Source organism: Bacillus sp. EB106-07-01-XG149 (assembly GCF_058791555.1).
The window spans coordinates 735,831-761,522 of the sequence record NZ_JBYTDP010000001.1; the positions used below are offsets into that span (position 1 = coordinate 735,831).

30 protein-coding genes and 2 pseudogenes are annotated in these 25,692 nt (G+C 33.0%); 6 read left to right on the plus strand and 26 right to left on the minus strand.

From position 1 onward, the window contains the following. Positions 1-12: 12 nt before the first annotated feature. The 4 genes and pseudogenes from prpD to AC3WTA_RS03720 form a co-directional block, all read right to left on the minus strand. Complete coding sequence (gene prpD, locus AC3WTA_RS03705; RefSeq protein ID WP_000598118.1) at positions 13-1,449, minus strand: 2-methylcitrate dehydratase; 1,437 nt, start codon at positions 1,447-1,449, stop codon at positions 13-15. Positions 1,450-1,547: 98 nt separating this feature from the next. Further along, entirely contained in the window at positions 1,548-2,669 is a 1,122-nt protein-coding gene (mmgD, locus tag AC3WTA_RS03710; RefSeq protein WP_002096629.1) for a citrate synthase, read from the minus strand. Positions 2,670-3,065: 396 nt separating this feature from the next. After that, positions 3,066-3,256 (minus strand): annotated as a pseudogene (locus AC3WTA_RS03715) (hypothetical protein); the annotation flags it as partial. A gap of 68 nt (positions 3,257-3,324) precedes the next feature. After that, a complete protein-coding gene (locus AC3WTA_RS03720; RefSeq protein WP_000440677.1) occupies positions 3,325-4,470 on the minus strand; it encodes an MFS transporter in 1,146 nt (381 codons plus the stop codon). Between the two features lie 237 nt (positions 4,471-4,707). Here AC3WTA_RS03720 and AC3WTA_RS03725 point away from each other — a divergent pair, with 237 nt between their 5' ends. Then, positions 4,708-4,989 (plus strand): hypothetical protein, encoded by a 282-nt coding sequence (locus AC3WTA_RS03725; protein ID WP_000270180.1) that lies wholly within the window; start codon positions 4,708-4,710, stop codon positions 4,987-4,989. Positions 4,990-5,061: 72 nt separating this feature from the next. On the opposite strand, the gene AC3WTA_RS03730 is transcribed toward AC3WTA_RS03725, so the two are convergent. Beyond that, positions 5,062-7,569, minus strand: a complete 2,508-nt coding sequence (locus tag AC3WTA_RS03730; RefSeq protein ID WP_070168778.1) for a transglycosylase domain-containing protein — start codon at positions 7,567-7,569, stop codon at positions 5,062-5,064. Between the two features lie 465 nt (positions 7,570-8,034). Here AC3WTA_RS03730 and AC3WTA_RS03735 point away from each other — a divergent pair, with 465 nt between their 5' ends. Continuing rightward, positions 8,035-8,244: a KTSC domain-containing protein gene (locus AC3WTA_RS03735; protein WP_000977084.1), complete on the plus strand. Its 210-nt coding sequence runs from the start codon at positions 8,035-8,037 to the stop codon at positions 8,242-8,244. 68 nt (positions 8,245-8,312) lie between these two features. Here AC3WTA_RS03735 and AC3WTA_RS03740 read toward each other — a convergent pair whose 3' ends face one another. From AC3WTA_RS03740 to AC3WTA_RS03760, 5 genes are all read right to left on the minus strand, one after another. After that, on the minus strand, positions 8,313-8,525 hold the full coding sequence (locus AC3WTA_RS03740; RefSeq protein ID WP_000990228.1) for a YqaE/Pmp3 family membrane protein: 213 nt from the start codon (positions 8,523-8,525) through the stop codon (positions 8,313-8,315). Between the two features lie 208 nt (positions 8,526-8,733). After that, entirely contained in the window at positions 8,734-9,393 is a 660-nt protein-coding gene (locus AC3WTA_RS03745; RefSeq protein WP_492332823.1) for a DUF6944 family repetitive protein, read from the minus strand. Positions 9,394-9,602: 209 nt separating this feature from the next. Beyond that, entirely contained in the window at positions 9,603-10,310 is a 708-nt protein-coding gene (locus tag AC3WTA_RS03750; protein WP_001189475.1) for an SDR family oxidoreductase, read from the minus strand. 132 nt (positions 10,311-10,442) lie between these two features. Continuing rightward, positions 10,443-10,643: a hypothetical protein gene (locus tag AC3WTA_RS03755; protein ID WP_000977406.1), complete on the minus strand. Its 201-nt coding sequence runs from the start codon at positions 10,641-10,643 to the stop codon at positions 10,443-10,445. Between the two features lie 41 nt (positions 10,644-10,684). Continuing rightward, complete coding sequence (locus AC3WTA_RS03760) at positions 10,685-11,020, minus strand: hypothetical protein (RefSeq protein WP_001066871.1); 336 nt, start codon at positions 11,018-11,020, stop codon at positions 10,685-10,687. Between the two features lie 209 nt (positions 11,021-11,229). On the opposite strand from AC3WTA_RS03760, the gene gerPF reads away from it, so the two are divergent. Next, positions 11,230-11,445 (plus strand): spore germination protein GerPF, encoded by a 216-nt coding sequence (gene gerPF / locus AC3WTA_RS03765; RefSeq protein ID WP_001141565.1) that lies wholly within the window; start codon positions 11,230-11,232, stop codon positions 11,443-11,445. Positions 11,446-11,663: 218 nt separating this feature from the next. On the opposite strand, the gene AC3WTA_RS03770 is transcribed toward gerPF, so the two are convergent. The 6 genes and pseudogenes from AC3WTA_RS03770 to AC3WTA_RS03795 form a co-directional block, all read right to left on the minus strand. Next, on the minus strand, positions 11,664-11,999 hold the full coding sequence (locus AC3WTA_RS03770) for a YolD-like family protein (protein WP_001000637.1): 336 nt from the start codon (positions 11,997-11,999) through the stop codon (positions 11,664-11,666). A 457-nt stretch (positions 12,000-12,456) separates the two neighbouring features. Next, positions 12,457-12,863: pseudogene (locus AC3WTA_RS03775) on the minus strand (hypothetical protein). A 224-nt stretch (positions 12,864-13,087) separates the two neighbouring features. Beyond that, entirely contained in the window at positions 13,088-13,306 is a 219-nt protein-coding gene (locus AC3WTA_RS03780; RefSeq protein ID WP_000864294.1) for a hypothetical protein, read from the minus strand. 220 nt (positions 13,307-13,526) lie between these two features. After that, positions 13,527-13,778, minus strand: a complete 252-nt coding sequence (locus tag AC3WTA_RS03785) for a hypothetical protein (RefSeq protein WP_002096635.1) — start codon at positions 13,776-13,778, stop codon at positions 13,527-13,529. 441 nt (positions 13,779-14,219) lie between these two features. Next, entirely contained in the window at positions 14,220-15,071 is an 852-nt protein-coding gene (locus tag AC3WTA_RS03790; RefSeq protein WP_000727485.1) for a peptidylprolyl isomerase PrsA, read from the minus strand. A gap of 192 nt (positions 15,072-15,263) precedes the next feature. Beyond that, the gene (locus tag AC3WTA_RS03795) at positions 15,264-16,277 is read right to left on the minus strand and encodes a glycoside hydrolase family 25 protein (RefSeq protein WP_000540547.1); all 1,014 of its coding nucleotides are present in this window, start codon (positions 16,275-16,277) and stop codon (positions 15,264-15,266) included. A 281-nt stretch (positions 16,278-16,558) separates the two neighbouring features. Here AC3WTA_RS03795 and AC3WTA_RS03800 point away from each other — a divergent pair, with 281 nt between their 5' ends. Next, complete coding sequence (locus AC3WTA_RS03800; RefSeq protein ID WP_000412573.1) at positions 16,559-16,753, plus strand: hypothetical protein; 195 nt, start codon at positions 16,559-16,561, stop codon at positions 16,751-16,753. A 907-nt stretch (positions 16,754-17,660) separates the two neighbouring features. Here AC3WTA_RS03800 and AC3WTA_RS03805 read toward each other — a convergent pair. The 7 genes from AC3WTA_RS03805 to AC3WTA_RS03835 all read right to left on the minus strand — a co-directional run bounded on the left by AC3WTA_RS03805 (position 17,661) and on the right by AC3WTA_RS03835 (position 22,570). Continuing rightward, positions 17,661-18,272 carry a hypothetical protein gene (locus AC3WTA_RS03805; RefSeq protein WP_050552152.1) on the minus strand — a complete coding sequence of 204 codons (612 nt, stop codon included), beginning with the start codon at positions 18,270-18,272 and terminating at the stop codon, positions 17,661-17,663. Positions 18,273-18,378: 106 nt separating this feature from the next. Beyond that, positions 18,379-18,915, minus strand: coding sequence for a C1q-like domain-containing protein (locus AC3WTA_RS03810; protein ID WP_001278094.1), 537 nt, complete (start codon positions 18,913-18,915; stop codon positions 18,379-18,381). 243 nt (positions 18,916-19,158) lie between these two features. Then, positions 19,159-19,470: a hypothetical protein gene (locus tag AC3WTA_RS03815; protein ID WP_000417675.1), complete on the minus strand. Its 312-nt coding sequence runs from the start codon at positions 19,468-19,470 to the stop codon at positions 19,159-19,161. Continuing rightward, positions 19,452-20,474: an anti-sigma factor gene (locus tag AC3WTA_RS03820; RefSeq protein ID WP_000180313.1), complete on the minus strand. Its 1,023-nt coding sequence runs from the start codon at positions 20,472-20,474 to the stop codon at positions 19,452-19,454. The genes AC3WTA_RS03815 and AC3WTA_RS03820 overlap by 19 nt, the downstream gene beginning before the upstream one ends. Then, positions 20,464-20,964: a sigma-70 family RNA polymerase sigma factor gene (locus AC3WTA_RS03825; RefSeq protein WP_000401928.1), complete on the minus strand. Its 501-nt coding sequence runs from the start codon at positions 20,962-20,964 to the stop codon at positions 20,464-20,466. The genes AC3WTA_RS03820 and AC3WTA_RS03825 overlap by 11 nt, the downstream gene beginning before the upstream one ends. Positions 20,965-21,578: 614 nt before the next feature. Next, positions 21,579-21,830: a DUF3947 family protein gene (locus tag AC3WTA_RS03830; RefSeq protein WP_000500106.1), complete on the minus strand. Its 252-nt coding sequence runs from the start codon at positions 21,828-21,830 to the stop codon at positions 21,579-21,581. Positions 21,831-22,171: 341 nt separating this feature from the next. Next, on the minus strand, positions 22,172-22,570 hold the full coding sequence (locus AC3WTA_RS03835) for a CHRD domain-containing protein (RefSeq protein WP_000464529.1): 399 nt from the start codon (positions 22,568-22,570) through the stop codon (positions 22,172-22,174). A gap of 200 nt (positions 22,571-22,770) precedes the next feature. On the opposite strand from AC3WTA_RS03835, the gene AC3WTA_RS03840 reads away from it, so the two are divergent. Next, positions 22,771-22,908: a DUF3956 family protein gene (locus AC3WTA_RS03840; protein ID WP_000443219.1), complete on the plus strand. Its 138-nt coding sequence runs from the start codon at positions 22,771-22,773 to the stop codon at positions 22,906-22,908. 123 nt (positions 22,909-23,031) lie between these two features. On the opposite strand, the gene AC3WTA_RS03845 is transcribed toward AC3WTA_RS03840, so the two are convergent. From AC3WTA_RS03845 to AC3WTA_RS03855, 3 genes are all read right to left on the minus strand, one after another. Next, positions 23,032-23,307, minus strand: a complete 276-nt coding sequence (locus AC3WTA_RS03845) for a hypothetical protein (protein ID WP_000525902.1) — start codon at positions 23,305-23,307, stop codon at positions 23,032-23,034. A gap of 235 nt (positions 23,308-23,542) precedes the next feature. Next, positions 23,543-24,199, minus strand: a complete 657-nt coding sequence (locus AC3WTA_RS03850) for a DUF6944 family repetitive protein (protein ID WP_000431331.1) — start codon at positions 24,197-24,199, stop codon at positions 23,543-23,545. 280 nt (positions 24,200-24,479) lie between these two features. Continuing rightward, the gene (locus tag AC3WTA_RS03855) at positions 24,480-24,833 is read right to left on the minus strand and encodes a hypothetical protein (protein ID WP_000862002.1); all 354 of its coding nucleotides are present in this window, start codon (positions 24,831-24,833) and stop codon (positions 24,480-24,482) included. Positions 24,834-25,040: 207 nt separating this feature from the next. Between AC3WTA_RS03855 and AC3WTA_RS03860 the strand changes: the two genes are divergently transcribed. Next, complete coding sequence (locus AC3WTA_RS03860; protein WP_000807977.1) at positions 25,041-25,649, plus strand: hypothetical protein; 609 nt, start codon at positions 25,041-25,043, stop codon at positions 25,647-25,649. Positions 25,650-25,692 lie beyond the last annotated feature (43 nt).

Here is a 25,692-nt window from a genome sequence, read left to right on the forward strand (position 1 = left end):
TTCCCCCTATTATTAATTTAAGAATAGATCTACAAATTCGTTTACATTCATATTTTCTAGTTTTTCTTCATTTAGACAAACTTCATGAATTTGTTCTTGTTGCTTACTAGAATAATGACCTGCCATATTTGCAGTGAACTTTTGAACAACTTTTGGAATTGCTTCGTCTCTACGGAAACGGTGACCAAGTGGATATTCACATTCCACATTTTCTGTTACAGTGCCATCCTTGAAATGAACTTGAACAGCGTTGGCGATTGAGCGCTTGTTCGGGTCAAGGTAATCTAAACTGTACTGTTTGTTTTCAACAACAACCATCTTATTACGTAATTCATCTACACGTGGATCATTTGCTACTACATCCTCATAATCATCCGCAACGATATCTCCTTTTAATAAACCGATTGCCGTAATGTATTGTAAGCAATGATCACGATCAGCTGGGTTATTTAATGGACCTTCTTTATCGATAATACGAATTGCTGATTCATGAGTTGTAATTGTAATACGGTCAATTTCATCTAATCTTTCTTTAATTTCTGGATGTAATTTCACAGCACACTCTGCAGCTGTTTGTGCATGGAATTCTGCTGGATATGAAACTTTAAATAATACATTTTCCATTACATAAGACTCTAATGGTCTTGCTAACTTTAATTCTTGTTTATTAAATAATACATCTTGGAATCCCCAACCTGGTGCAGATAATGCTGTTGGATAACCCATTTCACCTTTTAGAGCAGTCATTGCAAGATGAACACCGCGACTTGTTGCATCACCTGCTGCCCATGATTTACGTGAGCCTGTATTTGGTGCATGACGATATGTACGAAGACTAGAATTATCAATCCATGCATGTGATAATGCATTAAAGATTTCTTCACGTGTTCCGCCGAGCATTTTTGCAACTACAGCAGTTGTTGCTACTTTTACGTATAATACGTGGTCAAGACCGACGCGGTTTAAACTATTTTCTAAAGCAAGTACACCTTGAATTTCATGTGCTTTAATCATCATTTCTAATACTTCACGTACTTTTAATGGTTCTTTTCCTTCTGAAATACGAACACGGCTAATATAATCTGCAACTGCTAAAATTCCGCCTAAGTTATCAGATGGATGTCCCCACTCTGCTGCAAGCCAAGTATCGTTATAGTCTAACCAACGGATCATACATCCGATATTAAATGCACCTTTCACTGGATCAAGCACATATGACGTACCTGGTACACGTGTACCATTTGGTACGATTGTTCCTGGTACAACTGGTCCTAGTAATTTCGTACACTCTGGATATTGTAGTGCTAAAATTCCGCATCCAAGTGTATCAAGTAATACGTAGCGAGCAGTACTGAATGCTTCTGCACTAGTTACCTCTTTATTTAATACATAATCCGCAATTTCTTCTAATAATGCATCTTTTTGTTTAATTTCATTTGTTTTAATCATACTATTCTTCCCTTTCTGTCGAAAATTCGTTATTATTAATGATGGGTGTCGGTCAAACACCCATCTAGCGGGCGGCGCTAACAACTCCCGAGTTGTTCTTATTTACTAAGTACATGTCGCTCGCCAACATAATTTACACGTGGACGGAACAATCGATTGTTCGCATGTTGCTCAATTACGTGCGCACATAGTCCCACTGTTCTAGAGCTAAAGAAGATTGGTGTGTAAAGTTGAATTGGAATACCAAGCATCCAATATACTGGAGCTGCATAATAATCAAGGTTCGGATAAATTCCTTTTTCCTTCTCCATAATCTTTTCTCCAGCTTCACACATTTCATATAGTGTATAATCACCTTTTACATCACATAACTGCTTTAAAGCTTCCTTCATCATCAGTGCTCTTGGATCCATCTTCTTCATGTACACACGATGTCCAAAGCCCATAATTTTTTCTTTGTTATATAATTTCTTCTGTAACAACTCTTCAAACTTCTCAACATTACCAGCTTCTAACAGCATGTACATAACCGCTTCGTTCGCACCACCGTGTAAGCTACCTTTTAAAGATGCAACTGCCCCTGTTAAAGCACCATATAAGTCCGATTGCGTTGATGCAATAACGCGCGCTGTAAATGTAGAGTTTGGCATTTCATGTTCACTATATAAAACAAGGGAACGATCAAAGATCTTCTCCTCAAGTTCAGTTGGTTTTTTACCTGTTAACATATAGAAGAAATTCGCGCTATATGATAATTCTTGAAGAGGCTGGATTGGCTCTTCATTATTTAAAATATGATAGCTATTCGCTACAATGTTTGGTACTTTGCTCAATAATTTGTACCCGCGGCTTTTGTTTACTTCTAACGAGCGGTTTTCGATATCATTATCGTAACCAGCTAATGCGGACACACCTGTACGCAATCCATCCATCGGGTGCGTTTCTTTCGGTAATGCCTTTAATACGTTGAATACACCTTCTGGTACCGCGTATTCTTCTTTTAATTTCTTTTCAAGTTGTGCTTTTTCATCCTCATTCGGTAGATGTTCTTCCAATAAAAGGTGCACAATATCTAAATACTCTTTTGTTTTTGAGAGTTCGATTAAATCATACCCTTGAATTACAATTTCACCTTTCACTGTGTCAAGAAACGAAATTTTCGTCTCCGCTGCCACTATACCATCTAATCCCGGGGAAAATTTTTCTTTAGCTTTCATCATTATTTCCTCCAATCCTAATAGATCTTCGTGCACATAACTGTAAGCCTTTACAAATTCGTGAAACTACATTTCTATTTCAATGTATCAGAGTTTTTAGAAGATTTCAATTTATTTTATAATGATAAGTTTCCTATACTTTTACCGATGTAACAATACAATTTTTCAAAAATAATTTTCACATTTTATAAAGAAAGGACTGACTTCTTTATGTGTCTTATTAAAACAAAATATAAGGATGACTCAGAAAATCCCACAGAATATATCATTCAACCAATTTTTTTAAGAAAATAAAAAAAACGAGCTGTACACATATACAACTCGTTTCTACATGATATTTATTTCACTATCTCATCAATATAATTCTTATATAAAACTTATTTATTTTTAAAAAAGTTATTATTTCACATAATTAAATTGAATTTCTTCCGTTTCCTCATAGTAACATTTAACTAAATGATAGTTTTTAAAGTACCAAAGATTATAAACATCTCCCAAAATAGAATGACTTCTTTCTCAACTGACACGATTTCCCCATCTGATTTCTCAGAAACTATCCCTAAAGAATAGTCCGGCTGAATTGAACTATTATTATGTTATCCTTTAACCATTGTAAATCGTTAAGTTCAATTGAAATTTTCCTCTTTGTTACTCCCGTTTACGCAAATTCTTTTTTACCTAATCGCTGTTTTACAAAAATGACAAAAATAATGAAAGCGATTAGTCCTGAAATTGCACTACCTGCAAATAAAATACGGTAACCAAACATTTGCGAAACAACTCCAAGTAAAATCGCACCAAGTCCAATCCCTAAATCAAATGCAGTAAAGAATGAAGCGTTAGCAACTCCTCTTTTACTCGGATCAACAATTGTAAGCATCGCTGCTTGTAATGCGGGCTGTGCTGAACCGAATCCAACACCGTATAATGCAGCTGCGATAACTACCCCTATTAAACTATTTGAAATCGTTAATACAACTATCGCGATAATCGTAATACATAGTGCCGGGAGTATAATAAATACTTCTCCATACTTATCTAATAGTTTTCCTGAAATTGGTCTTACAATCGTTAAAGCAACTGCATATACAAGAAAGAATGTCCCAGGATTCACATCGATTGAAGATGCAAATAGCGGTAAAAACGTCGTAATTCCTCCATATGCAAATGATAAAAAGAAAACTACAATTGTAATGGATAGAACCGATTTTTCAAACAACTGCATTTTCCCTTTTTCTTTTTGTGGTGTGAATGGCATTTTCGTCATGAACGATAATAGGACTGCCATAAAGGATAAAAGAGTTGCCAACAAGAATAGGCCGTGAAATGAATAATGTTGTACAACCGATAATCCAATCATTGGGCCGATTGCCATTGCAATTGTCATAGCCATCCCGTACCAACCCATACCTTCACCACGGCGTGAATCTGGAATAATATCAGTTATCGCTGTTCCAACAGCTGTTGTAGAAACAGCCCATGTCACCCCATGAATAACCCGTAAAACAGCTAAAAGAACAATAGTCGATGCTAAATTATAAGAATACATCGTTATCCCAAAAAAGACGAGTCCGAAAATAATAAAAGATCTTCTCCCATATTGATCTAACATTCCTCCGATAATCGGTCGTATTACAACTGCTGCTATTGTAAACATTCCCATCATAAGTCCAACTTGTGATTCATTGCCGCCTATCTCTTTAATAAAGAGCGGGAGCGTTGGTACAAGTAAATAAAATCCTGTAAATAAAAATAACATTGCGAAAGTCATTTGAATAAATGATTTCGTCCATAATCGTTCCATTAAAATTCCTCCATAAACACGTATATTCTTGCAATTAACACCTCCATTTTACATTTTCTTAGTCCCTTTTCCCTCCGTAAATAGACGTAACTTTTTATAATAAATGGTCCACCATCAATATAAATTGGTCTTACAACTTTATAAGTATACATTAGCCTAAAGTCCTATCTATATGTACCTTTATACGCGTGAAAAGAATATACTACTTTATTATCACAACTTAGGAGTGATTATGTTATGTGGGTATCTTCAAGAGTAACAGCCGTCGTTCCTTCGACTCCTGGGATACACGTTCCAGCCGTTCATACAGCTAGTTCCGATGTAGGAATTGAACTTCCTGCAACTTGGCAACAATATCAAATTCCAGGTCAAGTTACTCCCTCATTTTGGCATCATGGCGCACATCCAAGTAGTACTACCTTTCAAAGTCACAGTTATCCTCCACTACCCCAGGCTCAAGTTTTTTATCATTTTCCTTCCATTTATTTTCAAAATTTCTATGGTACTTTTAACATTTAAACGAAAAAAGCACTTAAGATTTGTAATGTTTACAAATCTTAAGTGCTTTTTAATATTATTCATAAAATTTTCTTATTGTCCATTATTAGCAGGAGCTTCTCCTGCATTCCCACCAGTCTCTGGTTGTGTGGTCGCTGGTGGAGTTGTATGTCCTTGACCTCCCCCATTATTTGCTGGAGGTGTCGTATTTCCTTGACCTCCTCCATTATTCGCTGGAGGTGTTGTATTTCCTTGGCCTCCTCCGTTATTCGCTGGAGGTGTCGTATTTCCTTGGCCTCCTCCATTATTCGCTGGAGGTGTTGTATTTCCTTGGCCTCCTCCGTTATTCGCTGGAGGTGTCGTTCCTTGGCCATTTCCATTATTTTGTTCATTTTGTTTCTTTTCTTCTTCTTGTTTCTTTTGCTCTTCTAGTTTCTTTTGTTCTTCTTGCTTCTTAAGTTCTTCTTGTTTCTTTTCTTCTTGTTTTTTAAGTTCTTCTTGTTTCTTTAATTCTTCTTGCTTTTTCTCTTCTTCAGTTTTTTGTTGTTGATCTTGTTTTGGTTGTTCCGTTGTATCCGGTACGCTCGTATTTGGAGAAGAATCACGTTTTTCCCCTTTTATACGTAGCTCACTACCTTCTTGAATTACACTACTTGGCATTTTAAATCTTGATTTATCTGTAGCCATCTCGCTCATCATTTCTTTAAAGATCAACTGTGCAATTTTCGTATTTTTACTACTAATATACTCTTCTTTACCATCTTTCATATACCCAGTCCATACTGCCATCGTATATTGCGGCGTATAACCTGCAAACCAACTATCACGAGTTGCACTTTCTGGAATTTTATATTGAGCTAATTGTTTTGAAGCATAGTTTGTTGTACCTGTTTTTCCAGCTACATCTAAAGAACTTATATTTGCCGCTGTACCAGTACCTGATGTCACTACTGAACGAAGCATATCAGTAATCATATATGCTGTAGAGTCAGCTATAACTTGTTTTGGTTTTTGCTCAAAACTTTGTGACTTGCCGTCTGGATAAACTATTTTCTTAACAAAATGCGGTTTTGCATACTTTCCACCATTTCCAAATGTCGCATAAGCACCCGCCATTTCAGTTGGCGATACTTCGTTTGTACCAATAGCTGTAGATTCTGCCAGCGGTTTATTAAATGTAATACCTAATTTCTCAGAGAATTCCTTTGATTTATTAAGTCCTACTTCTTTCGCAGTTTTAACTGCTGGAACGTTACGTGACATTTTTAACGCTTCACGCATAGTAATTGGGCCTAAATGAGTTCTGTCCGCATTTCGAAGTTCTTGTCCAGTTGAATATTTAAATGGAGAGTCATCAATTTGATGATACGTAGCCCATTTTAAGTATTCAATTGCAGGACCGTAATCAAAGATTGGCTTCATAGTTGAACCAGCTGCACGATCTAATTCAATTGCCATATTATGCCCTTTAAATACTGCTTTATTTTCACCGCGCCCACTACCTATAGCACGAACTTCTCCTGTTTTCGTGTCCATAAATGTGAAAGCACCTTGGAATTTATCATTTGGATAATTAATAATATTTGTATTTAAAATATTATCAGCTAATTTCTGTGCATCTGGATCCAAAGTTGTATAAATTTCTAAACCATCAGATCCAATATTAGCATCGGGTAATTCTTTTTCTACTTCTTTCACAACTGCATCCATAAATGCAGGGTATGGCATTGCTTGAAGTTCAGTTGCAGGTTTAAGACCATCTGTTACTGAAACTTTTGATGCTTCTTCCATTTCTGCCTTTGTAATATAACCATGTCGGTTCATTAATTTTAGTACAACATCTCTTCTTTCTGTTGCCCTTTGAACATTTTCTGGTTTCGATGGATCATAGTTATTTGGTGCTTTCGGTAAACCTGCAAGCATCGCAACTTCTGGTAATGTTAAATCTTTCAATTCTTTACCATAGTAGTTTTGTGCTGCTGTTGCGATACCATATGAACGGTTTCCTAAATTAATTTTATTTAAATACATTTCTAAAATTTCATGTTTTGAATACTGTTGTTCTAGCTTATACGCTAAATATATTTCCTGAACTTTACGTTTTGATGTTTTTTCCATCGATAAGAAGTAGTTTTTAATAACCTGTTGCGTTATTGTACTTCCACCTTGTGAGCCGTAATCTCCTTTAAGACTCACCAACACAGCACGGGCAGTACCTTTAAAGTCTACTCCACTATGCTCATAAAAACGTGCATCTTCAGTTGCTAAAAATGCATTTTCTACTAATTTAGGAATTTGATCATACGTAACATTCGTCCGTTTTTCTTTCCCGTATTCATATACCAAATCGCCATTTTTATCATAAATTTTTGAGGATAACGGATTAACAAGTTTTGCTTTCTCAAGTTTTGGTGCGTCCTTAATCATTACGAAGAAGGTAGCAACCCCCGCCACTAAACCAACAATACCAAGTAATAAACAAGTAATTAAAAACTTACGAAAGAACGATGTTTTCCCTTTTGGTTTTTGTGTTTTAGAAGCTGGCTGTTTTTTCTTTTTAACTTGTCGTCGCTCCTCTCGAGAACGATAATTTTCTGACATGTTACTTTCTCCTGCCTTTCAATTCTCCCGTTGATTTACTTAAAAATATTGAGGTCACTTTCTAAACTGAATTTAATTAAGAAAGTAAATTGACCTGGAGCATTCAATATTTTCCTAATTCACAGATTATAAATTTTAGAATTCTTCTTATGCAAACTATTTTCACTTCTATTTTCCTAATAATGCTGCCCCTTGAAGCATAGAATGTAAAAAGTGAATTTTTCATACCTCGTATAAATAATATACCTTTTTTTCAAATGGTCAATATTTTCTTATTTATAAATCAAAGGTGAAATAAAAATAGCACAACGATATGTACTTCGTGTGAACTTCCTTATCATTACGTATAACGAACATTTAATATATTGTATATAAGTATAATACCTCTTTAATTATAAGGATTTCAACACCACAACCTCAACATCTACAAGAAATTATTAAAAATGAAAAGTGAGGAGTTGCATAATGATGAAGCTATCTCCCGTGAGTTCTAAAAATATTGTTGCTGTTGGCTATAATCCTTTTTCTATGATTTTACGCATTCAATTAAGGAATGGAATGTATGATTTCTTTAACGTGCCTGAAAACATTTACACCGGTTTATTAAGCGCACACTCTAAAACTAATTATCACAATACTTATATTAAAAATTCTTACCGCTATACTAAAATTTAAACTTAAACAGAATGAAAAAAAGAAAGGAGGTAGTCCCCCTTTCTTTTTACAATCATTTCACGACTTAGCTATCTTCTATTCCTCTTATTCATTTCATCATATGCTTCAATTTGTTTTTTTAATCTCCGGTCTGCTTTTTTATCATGTACAACTAATATCGCATGTATAACTCCTGGAACCCAAAATATTAATGTTAATAGGAAGTTAATTATTGCTTGAAATGGTTTTCCACAAAATAATACGGCTACTGGTGGTAGTAGAATTGCCAATAAATACATCATCTCTTGAAAACTCCTTGTTTTGTATTTTTTATCTCTCTTCTTATCATACGCTCACAAAACCAATTATTTTTATATTTCATACATTCCAATTAAGCATAAAAAACTTTTCTACTCTTATATATTCTATTCAAATGCCTAAAAACCTACTACTTTAATCTTACCACGTATGTAAAATTGAAATCCCCCTTCCTTTATCAAATGTGTATTTTCACATTTTTATTTTTTCTAATCTTTCTTCTTTCTCTATTATAGTTAATCCAATCGCAGAAATAATAGTTCCTATTGCTTGTATCCAAATACCAATGAGTGCTATTATCTTCTCATTCTTCTTATCAACCATACTGTCTTCATTTTCTATTTCGTTCTTCGATACATTAATAATACCTTGATACGCCTGAAGTCCAGCACCTAAACTTTGCAAAGAATTACCTAGTATTATAATTCTCTGTATTGCTTTCATCTGAAGCAAAGCTGCTTCTACTCCTAAAAAAGCACCAATCGATTGTAAACTGTTCCCGATAATTATGAGATAATCATTCTCTTTCAATTGTTTATTTATATTAAAATATGTTCCTATTACATTTGATATATTCCCTAATGTTAATAATTCAATGCCCATTTTATCAAGCATTTCGCTTTTATTCTCCAAACACATATTTTGATTTTCTCTTTCAGCTTCATCTCCGGTATCATTACTCGCTATTATTTGTAATATATAACCGAGGGCTTGTAATGAGCTTCCTACAATTATAAGATCTGATTCAACTTTCTCTTCTCCAATAAATCCTCTTGTCGTCCCAATAGCCGCAGTAAGATTTCCTCCTACTTGAAACCATGCTCCTGTCACTTTTAAACCGCTTGGATTCATTTTTATCACCTATTTAGAAATTTTCTAGTGCTTTTTTCGCCATACACAAATGACATCCTTTATCTCATATTTATTTTCTATATGTAATTTTGTGCATTCTAAAATGTGTTAATCATACAAAAAAGCACCTTTAAGGTACTTTTTTTAGACAAAGCGTATATCACTGAAAATATGCTAATTAAAAGATACGTATACACTTCAAAATATATTTACATACATTCTGGGCATGTCAATGAAGCTCCATTTTTATCTATTGTTATATTTAATATATATTGAATCGCATTACGTGACCACATTTCAGGTGTGGGTGATTCATTTACATACTGTGGTGCACATGAATACAGCATTGGAGTGCTAATGCTGCCGCCTGGATCTAAAGCGACAACAGCCATGCCATAGGGCAATTCAAGTGCCATAGATTTCGTGATACCTTCAATTGCAAACTTTGAGGCACAATATGGCGCCAGCTCAGCTTCTCCCTCTCGGCCCCAACTAGAACTCATATTAATAATCATTCCTTCTTTCCTAGCTACCATCGCTGGGACAAATGCCCTAATTACATTTACTACACCATTTACGTTTACATTCATTACATTTTCGAATTCTTGAGCTGTTACTTTCCACAGTGGCGCATTTTTATTAACAATCGATGCATTATTTATTAACAAATCAGGTGCTCTATATCTATGAAGTATATAATTCGCCCAATTACTTACTTGCTGGGAGTCTGAAACATCGATTATTTGAAAATCATGTATATTACCGTAATATTTTTTCAATTCTTCAATTTTATCTTTTGAACGTCCACAGCCATATATATTCCATCCCAATTCATGAAATCGATCAACCATTGCACGACCTAATCCTTGCGTCACTCCTGTAATCATTACAATTTTTCCAGTTTCGTTTCGTTGCATGTACCTCTCCTCCTTTATAAAATTTTACACTCTCCCTTTTCATTCAGCCATTTACTAAAGTATCAACTCATTTCATACTTTAGTAGGAGTTTTTATGTAAGCAAAAAGAGTAACCATAACAGTTACTCTTGCTTATATATCAAAAAAGTCATTATTCATTTCGTTATTACTTTTATATTTCAGCTTCTCTTTCCCGCATTTCTCACACCGATACATAAAAGCTACACCTAGATTACTTCTTTTAAAATCTTCATTATCCTGCATCTTAATAAACCCACATTTATGCTTACAGTGAGATTCATCTGAAAAAATTTCAAACCAATTTTTCATCATAGAACAGTTCACCTATATGAAAGAATCTTCATCTAGTCTGATTACCTATTTTTATTTAAATTCTCAATCTCATTTTGCAACTTTTTGAATTGTTCAAAATGCATAGTGATAGATTGACTGTTACCATAATCAACACTATGCTTCACAAATAAAACACCAGTGTCATGAAAAATTGCTTCCAGTTCTTTTCTGATAGTTACTTTCATTATATGTGCTGTTTTAATAGCCGATAAAATTGCAATTTCATTAAACTTTAATTTTATTTCATTTGGACAAAATGCTTCTTCAACCAAAATAACTTCATTGCTATAAATAAGCGCAACAAGATTACTTGATTTTGCATCTGTTAAATCTACTTTTTTTATAACATTATTCATTACATTTTGCCTCCTTTGATTTCGTATATATTAATTATACAATTGTTATTATTAATTACTCAACCTTACATTAATTTTAGCATACTTTTATTACGGGATTAAGCTACACTTCAAACGTTTTACGATTCCACAATTTTTGTTACATGAACTATTTGGACTATAAGACCATATAGTAGTGTTAACAAATGATTGTAAAGCGGGTGAAAAATATGCCCTCAGTTGTAGGGAATTTAGTTGTACAAAATAGTAACGGTTCATTTAACTTAGGTGATTTCTACAACGTTTCTCCGAAAGAAAATACGAAGGCTTATAATGGATCTGGTGCTTCAAACGTTGGTTTTGTTGTTAATACTTTTAATGGCGTGAGCGCGACTAATACGTTTGATTCTGACCTTGCAGATCAAAACCAAGTGGGTACAGCCTAATCCTATTTTTTTCATCGTTCTGTTTAGGAATTTTAAATTTGTCTATACTATAATCAGGCTGTTACACAGCTATTGTTGATTTTTGGAGTACCCTATCTTTTTCTCCCTTTCCCTGGGGCTAAGCAGCTAGTATGAAGCTAGCTGCTTTTTCTTTTCATTATTTATATCCCTCATCTAACATAACGTAAAGGAAGCTAAAATTGAAATTCCAGCTTCCTTTACGTTATTTCAATAATATCAGAAGTATTAAATACGTAAGTTTTATAAAATGCGTCAGTACATATTACAATGCACTTTAGCGGGTTTATATGCACTACTGTCATATAACTTGTAAGGATGTAACCATCTTCAAAATATGTCACCAATATTTCTTTCTCAGACAATAATGACGTTAATAATTTATCAGAAATTCTCTCTTTTGCTTCGTTTGTTAAGAACGGTTTTTGTACTTTAAACTTCTCTCCAATAACCTTTCGCAAACTTAACAACTGTTCCGACATTACTGTAAATGGAACCCATTCTTTTTCTATTTTCTGCACCTTTACATCATTCATTTCTTTATCTCCTTGATCATTTATCCATTCAATTTCACACTTAATGGTACTCAATTATTCTTTCATAATGCTAGGCTCATATTTATCCCGCATTAACAGGTAGTGAAGCTCCTACCTCAAAATCCGCTATATACGAGGAGGTAAGACGAAAATCAACTGCCCGTAAACGCTTAATTGGTGAAAGCTAATAAATAACGGACGATGAACACCCCGCTAATTAAAGTTTCACTTTATTTCTTATTCGCATACTATCTGCATATACAAGAACATTCGTTCTAATTATACACGAACCTACGTTCTTTTGGAATGATTTAAATTATATTTTTATACATCATTTATTGTTTCTTCATCAAATGAGCTTTTCACTTCTTATATAATAGGCCGTTCACATATCAACAGAAAAAGCGACTTCATACAAAATGAAGTCGCTTTTTTCTAAAAACGTATATTTCTATATTTACTTTTCTATCCTGACAAGCGTTCTTTCCGGAATACAAATCTCATCTATATTAAAATGATTTATTTTTAATTTTAATTCTCCCACTCGTTCCTGATCTTCATCACCAACCCAACAACTGAATAATTCAAAATAGTCCCCCTCAATTAAATAACCTTCCATAATCGAGCATAAAGCTAATAGCTTTTTTTAGCTTCTTTCTTCTCCTTTTCACTTTGCTACTCAACAAGTTCAATGCCCCAGCTCATTGAAACTTCATACGTGTAACTTGTTTGAAATTGAAACTCTTGTAAAATTTCAAGCATACTTTCATCTGAAAAGCACGATCCAAAAACAATTACATCATTAGAATCTGGATCCGTTAACTGAATTTCTACATTGCATCCTATATAACTTGCCAAACTCATTTTTACTCCTCCAATATTCATATGTAAAATACTTTATATTAACATTTATCTATTTGGATATAAAATCCCTGCCTAAACTAAAAAGCTTTTTTCAAGTTTATTAACCAACTATAAATGAAAGCATATATTATACAGAACGAACTCACAAAATTTCTATAGAAAAGAGAGCAATGTAAACACTCTCTTTTCGTACATACTGTTTAAGAATACATAATCTCCCCTTACTACATATATTTTGGTTGTACTATTATATATAATTCCCTCTCCGTTACTGCTTTTTTTGGGTTACGAAAATACTCTAATTCGTATTTTAATACTTCATAGTCAACCATCCCAATCTTAACCCCTTTCGTTTCTTTTAAAATAGCTAATAAGTTACTTATATCTTCATCATGCGATTCAAAAACCTTCCCTCCGCCTTCTCTTTGAAAAATTACTTTCATATTTTCTCCTCCTACATAATATATTTATCTATTAAGTAATTCGTTTAAAAGCATTCTTTATTTATCCTAAAAATTTCATACTAAAAAGAACATCTTTTTTTAGTAGAATGCTCTGCTTTTCACTTCCTATAACCTCACTATTTTTTAATACTATTGTATGTATCACCGATGATTTTATGAGTTTTTTAGATTAGTTAGTTCAAATTTGTTTATGGCTATTTCATAATGAAATACCAGGCCTTTCCTTTCGTATGAGAAATATTCTTGTTGCACGTTGTTTCTTATACCTTCCATGCCCTTGCCCCTTCTCCATCACGTTCAGTGCCATACTATATACATACACCGATATTCCTTTCATTCGTTCAACATATTTCAATTGTTTATGTTCGCTACATCCCAGTCCCCCTTCTTTTAAATCAATTACACACAAATGGGCATAATCTAAATTTACTAACGATAATGAAGCAAACATATTTTTAGGAAGACCCTCTTCTTTTCCTATTCAAAAAGTATTTTCATATATTCTGTACTTGTAATATGATATATAAATTTTTCGACATTTTTCTACACAAATAGACATTTTTAGTGTATTCTATAGTAGAAGAATAATTAAAAGACTTATTCTTTGCTATTGAGAGAAGAGCCTGAGAGCCATATCAGGCTCTTCTTTGCTTATATATGATGTATGATTCTTCAAATTATGTTTATTCACTTCAATCAAATTAATCAATTAAAACATTATAATATCAACATTCTATGAAGTGCTTATTTTCCCCATTCGAAAAAACCTATAATTTTCCATTGTAATTCTTAATATTTAAATGTAATATTATATTGTCTTACTATCTATTTATAACTCACACACTAACTAGAAAAGGGAACCTATAAAGGTTCCCTTTTCTAATTACAGTCATTATTTCTTTTCTAGAAATTCAAATGTATTTTTAAAGTCTTTATCGTTCACTTTAATATCAGCATCTTTCAGTAAATCATTGACTACTTGTTGTTTCCATTTTCCAGTCGTATCTTGTAGTCTTTGCTGTTCTAAATCTTTACGAATTTGATCTTTTACTTCATCAAATGGCTTCAATTCTTTTTTATCTGTCACTTTAATAATATGGTAACCGTGAGTTGTTTTTACTGGCTCACTTACTTGTCCTGCATCTAATTTATATGCAGCTTCCTCAAATTCTTTCACCGTTTGCCCCGGAGCAAAACCAGTTATTTCTCCGCCTTGTTCTTTTGAACCAGGATCCTCTGAGTATTGCTTCGCTAAAGCTGCAAAATCTTCACCATTATTTACTTTCTCTTTCACTTCTTTAGCAGTCTTTTCATCTTTCACTAAAATATGACTTACCTTAATCTCTGGTTTATAGTTATCTTTTACATCTTTTTCTGTGACAGTCGCTTTAATCGCTTTCTCAAATGCGATTTCCGGCTTCATTTTTTCTTTTAATTCATCTTCATTTTTCAATCCAACTTGCTCTAAAGTCGCTTTGAAGTTGTCACCCATTTTATCTTTTGCTTCTTCTACTTGTTTTTTTGCTTCCTCATCTGAAACTTTATATTTATCTAGTAACGCCTTACTTAACACCATTTGGTATAAAGTACTTTCCCCATATTTTTGTCTTAATTCTTTACTTAACTCTTTCTCTGTAACATTTCCTACTTTTGATGTTACTACGTTGTCTGAGGAACCGCATGCCGATAATGCCAGTACTACGCATGAAATAATTGTTCCTAAAAATAACTTTTTCTTTTTCAATTCAAAATACCTCACTTTTATTATTATATAAGAATAACTATACAATATACTTGTGTTAACAATGTGTTTTCCACATGTAATTCATTTCATTTGAATAAACTATGTATCGTGTCCTTTTTTCAATACGTAAAGGGTCATCTTACTATGTATTAGTAAGATGACCCTTTACGTATTCCTAAAACATTTATTTACTTATAGGTACTTAATATTTAAATGTTCTTCCAGTATCCAATTATTTTGCCCGATATCTACCGCATTTTTCGCTCTGCCCCACACACGAAAAGATTTTGATCCATCAATATTTCCTTTATAATTTATACATTCAGGCTCTGCATAATAATTTACTCGATACCCAACAGGATATTTTGAAACTGCATAAAACCATTTCACATCAAAATGTTTTACATATACCCACTGTTTATCATTGCCTAAGCAAATCATATCTTTATCTGCGTCTTCCCAATAACCATGTAAGATTAAATATGGATTTTTTTGAGTGATTGTACCTGTAAACTGAGGATTCGCAGGATTTTCATATACGTTTATGCCATATCCATCAGGATATTTTGAAACTGCAATACCAATACCATTTGATTGCTGTGTATTCTTTTTGTTAAATTGAATAGGTTGATTTACTTGATCCGAACCTATAAACCAAGAAAGCGACTTATTTCCTATTAATTGATTTAAATCACATTTCCCAATACCAGGAACATTTCCCGCATCAGTATATTGCCAAATATCACACGGATATGCTGGCTTATTTCCTCCATAACGAGGAATCCATACAAAATCAACTTCAATATTACGTGCTCCAAATGATACATACGTGTGATGCCCCACGTATAGCCCTACTTTTTTCGCACCTAAACAGCATAATTCATCTATAAACGCTTGTGTCCCCCCTTGCATATCCATCATCGTTTGAATTTCTATGTCCACCACCCAAAACTTAGCAGATTTATCGCCACGACTCCAAAAATCTTGTGCCTCTTTCCTTGCATCAGCAATAGATATAAAGCGACAAAATGCATAATTACCAAATGGAATACTGCGTTTCTTCATTTCATTCACATAATTTTGATACATAAAATCTACTGTATTCGAGCCATCTTGAACTCTAGCAATAACTAAATCTAGCTGAGATGCTGCAATATCCCAATAAATAGTTCCATTCCATTTTGAAATATCGATAATATACCCCAATACAATTCATCTCCTTTTTAATATCATATTCAAAGCTTGTCTTATTGAAAGCCTCTTATGCCTAATACTAGCTATCTATAATATAAATAAGGAGAATCTATATTTTTTTCAAAATATATGATCTTTTAATTAAGTTTCTACTAATTCCTCATAATCTAATTACACCATTAAACTCCATATCATTATCAACTCAACTAAAAATTTCATATTATATATTAATACGCCTTTATCATCTAAACAAAAAACGCAGTATACAATACTGCGTCTTAGGAGCTGATTTCATGGAAAAAAAACCTATCGTGGTCAAAGTTCCACCAAACTCAAAACTAAAAATCACATTTTTCGGTCCTTGTAACGAGGTAATTACAAATGTTTCTATAATAAATCAACTTTCCACACCTAAGTGTCAAACTATTACGCAATATCCAAACTATAAGAAATACGAAACTGAAGTACGATCATTATCCAGTTGTTAATCCATTCTATTCACAATCCTTACAATTTGGTTAGCTCCGCGACTTCGGGAATAGACCAAAATTACTCATTTTATGTTATTCCATTGATAATCTATTGATTTTTTACACGTTTTTATTAGTCGAGCATATATTATCGTATGGAGATTATCCACTCATAAAACCTATCTTTCTTTAGAGCGTACTTTTTATGTATGCTCTTTTTTTATTTATCTCTCATTCTGTACACATAAACCTGCTTACTTTTATATTTCACAGGCAATCAACCTACCTGCTGCTTATAAACAATTTAATCAATGTGTAATCAACAATACTCCTTTATTTATTATACATTCACTACACTGTTAAATTAGTGTATTCATTCAATCATCTTTCATCTAATATATTTCCCTTCTAAATTGACCATAAATGTATTAAAATTCTTTATATACTCAAGGAGGTCAGATATGTTCAAGTTGTATCCAATACTACTCATCTTAGGATTTATTTTATTTTTATATAGTGTAATCGTCTTAATGTTTTTCCTTTCCATACAATAGCAATACCTACACAAACCTATGTTAAATATGTAATTTCTATATAGTAAAGAAAAAGCCCGTAATTATACGGCCTTTTATGTATTTATAAAATAAGATGTCTTTTCTATTCCATAAGACGACTAGCAAATGTAATGCCTAAGAACTTTCACAACCATGTTACTCGTTTCGTTGTACGCTTTTTATTACCTGCAGAATATCTAATACTCATAATAAGCTAGCACTTTCAACCTTACATCCTAGCATGTGAAATTCTCCTGAAACAAACTATATTTAACCTATTTACTTATATATTTTAGAAAAACAATAATAATCCCCCACCATTTGGTAAAGGGGATTAACTAAACCTACTGAAAAGTAATATATTCTCTTCGTTATTTTATTGGAGAAGGAAATCTTGCAGCTTCAAAATGAACCGTATTCAAACCATTAACATTTTGAACAATTACTCCAGCAACACTACTCTCAGCAAAAACTTCAACTGAATCCCCTGCTTCTAATTGAAGAATAGACGTTACTGAAACATCATTGTTAAAAAATACACCGGTCCCAAAGAAATCATTATCAATTGCTATTGCTAGATTTCCATTCACACGAATTTCAACTCTAGCTCTGTAATTTACATTAAAATCATTTGGAGAGAATGTTATATTCCCTAATACACTATATACCCCTTTAGTCTTCGGAATAAAAATAGATGTTGCTGCATTATATTCATTCGCTAAATCAAACTGTTCATTTTGAAATAATACTTTAACTGAAGTATTTTCCGGAACAGGTTGATTCATTGTATTAACAGCTCTAAATGCAGACGCCCTTACAAGCTTTTCTTTCTTATCATCACAACAATTCACTTGTACATACTTTCTATCACATTGACTATTTTTTCTAAAGCAATCGTGACTTTTCTTTTTGTAATCTTTACAATACTTACAGTAATAATAAGACGTAGTAAGTCCCCCTTTAAATTTATTATTACATACTATGCAATATAGATTAGAATAGCTTGGACAAACTGTTACTATTTTCAATAAAATAAAATATCCCCACCATTTGGGTGAGGATTATTCTTTCTCTTTTGTTTACTCGACTTTATTTAATTGGAGAAGGGAATCTTGCAGCTTCAAAATGTGAGCCGTCTTCTGAAGGACTTAAAACTCCGTCTATGCTACTTTGTGCATAAACCTCAACTTGATCTCCTTCATTCAATTGAATAATCGTCGAGACACTTACTACATTTCCAAAACCTATTGGGCCGAAAAAGTCATTATCTATAGCTATTGCTGCGTTTCCATTTACACGAATTTCTACACGAGCTCTATAATTTAAGCTAGGATCGTTTGGAAAGAAACCAATCGTTCCAATAATAGAGTAAACTCCCCTAGTCTTCGGTATAAAAATAGACGTTACTGGATTATACTCATTTGCTAAATCAAATTGTTCATTTTGGAACAATACCTTTACAAAAGTATTGGCAGGAACCGTTTGATTCACCGTATTTCTAGCTCTAAATGCAGATGCCCTAACAAGCTTCTCCTCGTTGTCATTACACTTACTCGTGCTCTTACAACAATCATGCTGTTTCTTTTTATACTCTTTACAATACTTACAGTAGTAATAGCAAGACATACTAGTTCCCCTTTCATGCTTATTACTACATATTATGTAAGAGGGATTCGCAATGTTTGGACGAGCTATTGTTTTAGCACTATACTTGTCGCCTATTTATATACACTTGAGAGGAAAACATATTAATAAAAACACAACCTAGATGTATCGTGCAATCCATTCAAATTTAATGGATTGCACGATACATCTATTTTACTTTCATTACAAAAAAGAGCGAATCTACATTCGCTCTTTCCCACATATTTATGGCCCAAAGCTTACCATCCAACCTAACATAAATCCAAATATAGCAAACAGCAGCATAAAAACAAATAAACTACATGCCCACAATGCATATTTTCGACTTTTGCTTTTTGTGATCATACCTACGACTGAGCACACCACTCCAATACCAACTATTTGTAAAAAACCTTTACCTATAAATGTTTCTTGAATAAGCAATATAATGTTTAAATACAATAACGCTAAAAAGGCAATAATTAATGAAAGAGTCCCCATCCACGTTTCCTGTTTATAAATACGATTCTTTCTTTTTTTTAAGAATGCCAATTCCATAACCTCGCTTCACCTACTTTCAATTTTCTAACTTTTTCGTGGCTCATCAATTTTTCAACTTCTACTTTAGGCCCAGTTACAACCATCCCGTATGTTTTTACCCCATTTTTTTCAAGGAAAGAAATACGCTTTGACAACTCTAATACTTTTGCTCTAGATAGCTTCACTGCTAAATTTTCATGCTTCTGTAATGACTTTAAAATATCAATAAATTGTTCCTCATGAGGTGAATCACTTTCAAAAGCACCACTTGGCCTTGAAATCATATCTGCTGGGAAGCCAATCGGGGCTACATACATCCCCTCATCATTCATTTGCTTCTCCTCTAATCCTGTATTAACGGCATACCAAACGATATCAATAGTAGGAAACATATTTGTTACCTCTTGTACACTTAATAATTCTCTAAAAGATACAAATGCTTCTACAACAGATTCTTGCGGAAGACCCTTTAATACCTGCGCTTCTTCACCACTATTATAGGACGCATTATAATTATTAGGATGAGATAATACTTCGTTATCTATATACGGGATTTCTGGAATTTTCTCATCTGTTGTATATTCACGGCTTACTTTCGTTGCTCTACTAAATACATAATCTGTTTTCTCTTCTCCTATTCGAATATCTTTCTTCCCTACCCTTTTATATAAATCAAAATGCAATTGCAAACTAAGTGGTAACAATGTTTGCTCCATGTCCCTATCTTTCAAAAATACATTTGGTTCTGTTACACTTAACGTTTGATTCACTACATTCCGTATCTCCATTGCGTTTGTAGGTGCCAATGTATAATATAAGAGTGTTGATATATATAAAATAGGTTGAATAAGTAATAAAAAAGTAAATACAATTAAAACATTCGTAATACGCGCTCTTTTTTTACCTATTTTCAACACTTGCTCTTGTTTTCCATCAGGAAGGGCAGCCGGTCTTTGATGAAGAGCTTCTTGTAACAATTCTTTATAATCATCTTGTTCAGAATGAGGTTTATCATTTGTCATTTTGACTCTTTTCCTCCTTTAACAATTCTTTTAATCTCTTTCTCCCACGAAATATGTGACTTTTATACGTATTTAACTTTAAATCTAGTACAGAAGCACCCTCTTCGTACGTTAATTGATGTACGTCACATAATAAAATAGCTTGTGCCTCTACCACCGGTAAAGTATGAATAATCTGAATCAACTTTTCATAACTATTTTTTGCGACTACATACTCTTCTGTAGATTCCCCCGCTTGTATCGTCTCTAATTCCTCCGTTCCTACAAAAGTTACTTTATTTTCTTTCCTAACAAAATCAATAAAAGTATGATATGCCACTTTAAAAAGCCATGATTTTACCTTTTGATTTTCATAGTCTTCTAAATAAAGATACGCTCGATAAAAAGTCTCTTGCATCAAGTCCTCTGCTACGTGATGGCTACGAGAAAGGGAAAATAAATACCGGTACACATCGTTTATATAAACCTTATATATTTCTTCAATCTCCATCCCCCTCCTCCTTTCATATATAACACGAATAAACAAATTAAAAAGTTGCATTATTTTTCCTATTTTTTTTATTAATAAAAAAATAACATTTACACATTTCAATAACTATTTACAATTATAAACAAAATACTAGATATTATGGCTGTAAATATCTTTCAAAACCAGTAAAAAAACTATTCAGATGTTCTCCTGCTTTTTGTAGGTTGATAGTTATAGGACAATCATCCTGTACGATATACCCGCAGATAGGACTTCGTTGTTACATCTCGATCTGGTCCGCGTAAATAAATGTTCATATATCCTTGCATACAGAGCCACTAACCATCATTTGTCATGATAAGATAATTCTCACTTTTTCTTTAATCGGTATCTTCTCATCAAAAAAAACACTTGTAGTATGTACGGAGATTATCTCATCGGTTAATTACAAATTGTAGGTGAGGACTATTTGGCGCTTACATATACCCCTCTCCATTTGCGGGTAATAAGACGCCCAAAAAAATTTCGGAACATGCAAGAAAGGTAGGTAGGAGCCGGATCGTCCGTATATGTCCAATTGGCGAGGACTAATAATCGGTTTGGGATACCTGCCCCCTACTGATTAAACTTTCAATTTATAGATTAAATACAGTTCCATATGGGATAGTAAGAAAAGAACTTCCATACGGTGTGATTTGATGCACTGGGTAAAAATACTCCATAGATGAATAATACGGCTGGATACCTTGTTGCTGCATTTGCATTTGTTGTTGCATTTGTAACGCTTGTTGAACAGCTTGAACCGTACTTTGTGCTCCGCTAAACGTTATTGATGTACCATACGCTGGTCGTATACCTGCTTGGGTAGTAAAATATGAATAAAACATTATTTTCATCTCACTTCCTTAAAAGTAATTACAATTTATGTTATGATTTTTATTTCAGTGGGTGTGGAGAATTAATCTATTAGCTTTGATTAAGTTTAAAGAATTTTTATTATCTGTTACACTTGCATATGTCATTTACAAGGTTCATCTACTAATACTAATTTAATTTTTGGAGGAGCATTTCATTAACAAGTTTCTGATAACTATTTTTTAAATTCGACCACTTTCAAAATTTTAGAAATGAATGTTCAAGATTACTAAAAATAGATTACTTCTCTATACAACCTTCACAAAATAAAAACACCCTAAACGGATGCTTTATTTTTCACTACTTTTATTCATTAACAATACTTCAATTGTCCACGAATTTCACCATTAGGATGTTGTACGGTATGAACATTAATATATATGTTTCCAGATATGATTTCATTTACAAGAGTACCTAATGTTTGACCGGCTAACGGCCCGACCAAATCATCTTGAGTAATCATTCCTGTGAGGGTTGCACACTCTATTGAAACTGGATTTGTTATAGGTCCAAATAAAAAAGCTACAACAGGACCGTTCGTTCCTTTTGATCCAAGATGCAGATGGGCAACAACTACATCCTCTATATCGAATAAATCTAATTTGAATTTTAAGCTAAGCTTGTCCAGGCTTAATTTAAAGAAAGCCTCTCCTCGAGCATCTGTTTCTACTGATGGAACTTCATTCCTACCGCATAACTTTGCAAAGAACATATTTACCACTCCTACGTTTTTATATACTCCTAATATATTCTTGCCCTTCATATATGGTGTTAATAAATCGGCTGTTAGTCTACTTGAATTTTTTATACCATAGGTTAAATTATCAATTCTATTAAATTCTATAATCTGACTATTACGTATTAAATTTTTATTCATATACTATATTAGATTACTCGAAAGGAGGCGTAAGTATGGAAAGTTGTGTTTTGTTCGTTAATGGACAACCTCTTTTAGTGGTCTCAGTCGCTGGAATCGAAATTGCTAGATTAGAACTTTCTCTTCAAGTAGCATTGACCTTAATAGCATTAGGAATTCCAATCTGTGCATAAACGTTAGGTATCTATTCAAAAGAGAGCTTAGGCTCTCTTTTTTATTTATATCTTTCCTTCACAATAAAAAAGACGCCACTAAAATCACGGCATCGTGTAAAATAATTGCTATTTGTTTAATCATTACTTCACTAGCAACCCTAATTCATATAGAATTTCTGAGAACGAATAGCCATATGCAAAACCTACAATACGAATCCCTGGAATCCATCTATGTTCTAAATTTTCATTGTATGTTTTCTTATAATACTTTAATTTAGAATCTATACTGTATTTGTCGTTAATAATTACTTCATCACTATGAAATCCATCCATTTCAATCTGAACAGCTACGTACTCTGCTCCCTCAATAAAGGCTTTATTATAACACTTTTCTAATTCTTCTAATGTCATCCCCATTAATAACCTCCTATCCAAATGGGTGTTTTGTTTAATAAAAAAGAGCATCTAGATCAGTAAATGCGAAGATATATAAAAGGTAAGCTCTTTGAGTATTTAATAGATTATAAGCTGGTTGCTTGTCCTCCAATATATTATATGATTTTCATATAAAAATAGTTCATCAAAAACAAGGTAAACATTACTCATTGTCATTTTAGAAAATAGTTACATTTTAATTTTTTAAGCTAGTCTATCAATCGCTCCCTTCCAACTCCTCACTTTCTTCACGTATTTGTCCAATTAATGAAATTACGGAACCTACGGCTTGTATCCAACTTCCTGTTATTTCTATAAGTTGTCCTTCTTTATTTTTTTCATTCGGTTCGCTGTTCACTTGAATGTTTGAATTTTTTTTAATATCATTTAATCGATTTTCTTTACCATACTGTCTCTCTTCTCTATTAGTTTTCAGTTCATAAATACCTCCAATTGCTTGCAATGAATTCCCTGTAGCTTGCATTAAGTTTCCTACTATATTTAAAGATTCATCTTTATCTGAAGTATCCTCAAATTCATCTGCTAATGCTGTAAGTCCTCCTAAAGCCTGTGTCCAATTCCCAGCAATCACTAATTTAATTTTTGTTTCATCTTTAAACTCAATAACCAATCCAGATATTACAGTTACATTACCAATTGATTGAATTTCATTCCCGATTTTTTCAAGAGATATTTCCCCTTGACCATCAGCCTCTAAAGCATTTCCAACTGCTTGTAATACGTTCCCGTATACACTCAAATCTTTCCTTACATTACTGCTTATAAAATAAAAAGGTGTACTTCCAATAGCGGCAGTTATTGTACCTATAGCTGCTATCAATGCACCAAATATTTCTTTTAGTTGGTTCTCCATTTATAACCTATCCCAACATTAAGTAATTACTTTCATCTTATTCAATCCCACATCTACCTGTTAAAAATTCAAATTATCTCTTCGTTTTCCCTCTTTTATTAGGTTGCTTTATAAAAGCAAATTTTCTAAGTAATCATGCTCATATATTGAGCGTAATTCTGTATTATTTTTATACATATTGCTACTTCTTTTTTAATGACTATACATTTGTAAGGTATTAAAATCCCCACTTTCTTTCTACAAAATAAAAAAGCAACTGTTAAGCTACTTTACATTCGTTTTATCCCCAAGAGAAATGATATATATATTCCCCCGTTACACTTTGATTAATTCCAATAATTCTGGCAAACCTCATTAAGTCCGCACCCTGAAGAAAATACATCGCAAGCGTGACTGGCACTTGTGACCACATAAATTGATAAAACTCCTCGACTCTCTGATTTGTTGAAACAATTAAATCATTTACAGGCCCTTGATTCCATACAGAAGTTCTAACTGAATTAAACGGAAGATCCTTCCCATTAACCACTATTCTTGCCATGCTTTGAGTTATGTCCACATCAATTCCCTCCATCATTACAAAAATCGGACCTGTATATTTACTCCTATGGTTATAAATATTCTCGACTTTCATAAATGACTAAGGCAAACCTCTATTTTTCACTTCTATTCAAATGAATTTATTTATTACAGTAAAAAAGCAAATGAAATTTTAGTATTACTCTCCCTCAACTTCCATGTGTATGAACATCGTTTTTTCTAACATCTAGTTCACCTACTTAAAAATGCAGGATTTCCCTTTCCAATATCGAATTAGTAATGTTTGGAAAGGGGGTGTAACATGGCGGAAATTAAAGTGGGACTTACACAATTTTTAGACTTCACACTGAAAAGTAGTACTGCTAAAACAAATTTTGTAAAGAATTTAAAATCTCAACCTGAATATCACCCGGTTTTTGATTACTGGAAACAATTACGAGAAACTGTTATTAAATTTCATAAAAACGAACTACCTTTTGAATGTTTTGAAACATTAGTACAAACTGTTGATCAGAAGAAAAAGCAAAACTACATTGATGTTATAAAGCAGTACAAAAAATTTATTAAAAACAAAGACGTCTCTTGGTTTGATCCAGGTAAATCGCATTGGTTATCAGATAATTTAATCGTCCGCTCATCACCTGAACTCGGTTTGCTCATTAATGATGACCCGCATCTTATTAAACTATTTTTCAAAGGAAAGAAAGAGCGAATTGATAAATATAACATCAACTCAACACTAACATTATTAAATGAATCAACATTTTCAAATGAATATAACGATGTGAATTATACTGTCCTTAACATCCAAAAGAACAGAATGTATACGAATAACTCTATTAATAATGATCATTTAATAGCTCTTGAATCAGAAGCCCACCAGCTTTCTTATTTATGGAATAAGGTGTAAAAGGGTATAGGTATCTATTTCAATACCTTGTTCATGCGTAATT

Coding starts and splice junctions, on each gene's coding strand:
- prpD (WP_000598118.1), bottom strand. CDS start 1,449: ATGATTAAAACAAATGAAATTAAACAAAAAGATGCATTATTAGAAGAA.
- mmgD (WP_002096629.1), bottom strand. CDS start 2,669: ATGATGAAAGCTAAAGAAAAATTTTCCCCGGGATTAGATGGTATAGTG.
- AC3WTA_RS03720 (WP_000440677.1), bottom strand. CDS start 4,470: ATGGAACGATTATGGACGAAATCATTTATTCAAATGACTTTCGCAATG.
- AC3WTA_RS03725 (WP_000270180.1), top strand. CDS start 4,708: ATGTGGGTATCTTCAAGAGTAACAGCCGTCGTTCCTTCGACTCCTGGG.
- AC3WTA_RS03730 (WP_070168778.1), bottom strand. CDS start 7,569: ATGTCAGAAAATTATCGTTCTCGAGAGGAGCGACGACAAGTTAAAAAG.
- AC3WTA_RS03735 (WP_000977084.1), top strand. CDS start 8,035: ATGATGAAGCTATCTCCCGTGAGTTCTAAAAATATTGTTGCTGTTGGC.
- AC3WTA_RS03740 (WP_000990228.1), bottom strand. CDS start 8,525: ATGATGTATTTATTGGCAATTCTACTACCACCAGTAGCCGTATTATTT.
- AC3WTA_RS03745 (WP_492332823.1), bottom strand. CDS start 9,393: ATGAATCCAAGCGGTTTAAAAGTGACAGGAGCATGGTTTCAAGTAGGA.
- AC3WTA_RS03750 (WP_001189475.1), bottom strand. CDS start 10,310: ATGCAACGAAACGAAACTGGAAAAATTGTAATGATTACAGGAGTGACG.
- AC3WTA_RS03755 (WP_000977406.1), bottom strand. CDS start 10,643: ATGATGAAAAATTGGTTTGAAATTTTTTCAGATGAATCTCACTGTAAG.
- AC3WTA_RS03760 (WP_001066871.1), bottom strand. CDS start 11,020: ATGAATAATGTTATAAAAAAAGTAGATTTAACAGATGCAAAATCAAGT.
- gerPF (WP_001141565.1), top strand. CDS start 11,230: ATGCCCTCAGTTGTAGGGAATTTAGTTGTACAAAATAGTAACGGTTCA.
- AC3WTA_RS03770 (WP_001000637.1), bottom strand. CDS start 11,999: ATGAATGATGTAAAGGTGCAGAAAATAGAAAAAGAATGGGTTCCATTT.
- AC3WTA_RS03780 (WP_000864294.1), bottom strand. CDS start 13,306: ATGAAAGTAATTTTTCAAAGAGAAGGCGGAGGGAAGGTTTTTGAATCG.
- AC3WTA_RS03785 (WP_002096635.1), bottom strand. CDS start 13,778: ATGTTTGCTTCATTATCGTTAGTAAATTTAGATTATGCCCATTTGTGT.
- AC3WTA_RS03800 (WP_000412573.1), top strand. CDS start 16,559: ATGGAAAAAAAACCTATCGTGGTCAAAGTTCCACCAAACTCAAAACTA.
- AC3WTA_RS03810 (WP_001278094.1), bottom strand. CDS start 18,915: ATGTCTTGCTATTACTACTGTAAGTATTGTAAAGAGTATAAAAAGAAA.
- AC3WTA_RS03815 (WP_000417675.1), bottom strand. CDS start 19,470: ATGGAATTGGCATTCTTAAAAAAAAGAAAGAATCGTATTTATAAACAG.
- AC3WTA_RS03820 (WP_000180313.1), bottom strand. CDS start 20,474: ATGACAAATGATAAACCTCATTCTGAACAAGATGATTATAAAGAATTG.
- AC3WTA_RS03825 (WP_000401928.1), bottom strand. CDS start 20,964: ATGGAGATTGAAGAAATATATAAGGTTTATATAAACGATGTGTACCGG.
- AC3WTA_RS03830 (WP_000500106.1), bottom strand. CDS start 21,830: ATGTTTTATTCATATTTTACTACCCAAGCAGGTATACGACCAGCGTAT.
- AC3WTA_RS03835 (WP_000464529.1), bottom strand. CDS start 22,570: ATGTTCTTTGCAAAGTTATGCGGTAGGAATGAAGTTCCATCAGTAGAA.
- AC3WTA_RS03840 (WP_000443219.1), top strand. CDS start 22,771: ATGGAAAGTTGTGTTTTGTTCGTTAATGGACAACCTCTTTTAGTGGTC.
- AC3WTA_RS03845 (WP_000525902.1), bottom strand. CDS start 23,307: ATGGGGATGACATTAGAAGAATTAGAAAAGTGTTATAATAAAGCCTTT.
- AC3WTA_RS03850 (WP_000431331.1), bottom strand. CDS start 24,199: ATGGAGAACCAACTAAAAGAAATATTTGGTGCATTGATAGCAGCTATA.
- AC3WTA_RS03855 (WP_000862002.1), bottom strand. CDS start 24,833: ATGAAAGTCGAGAATATTTATAACCATAGGAGTAAATATACAGGTCCG.
- AC3WTA_RS03860 (WP_000807977.1), top strand. CDS start 25,041: ATGGCGGAAATTAAAGTGGGACTTACACAATTTTTAGACTTCACACTG.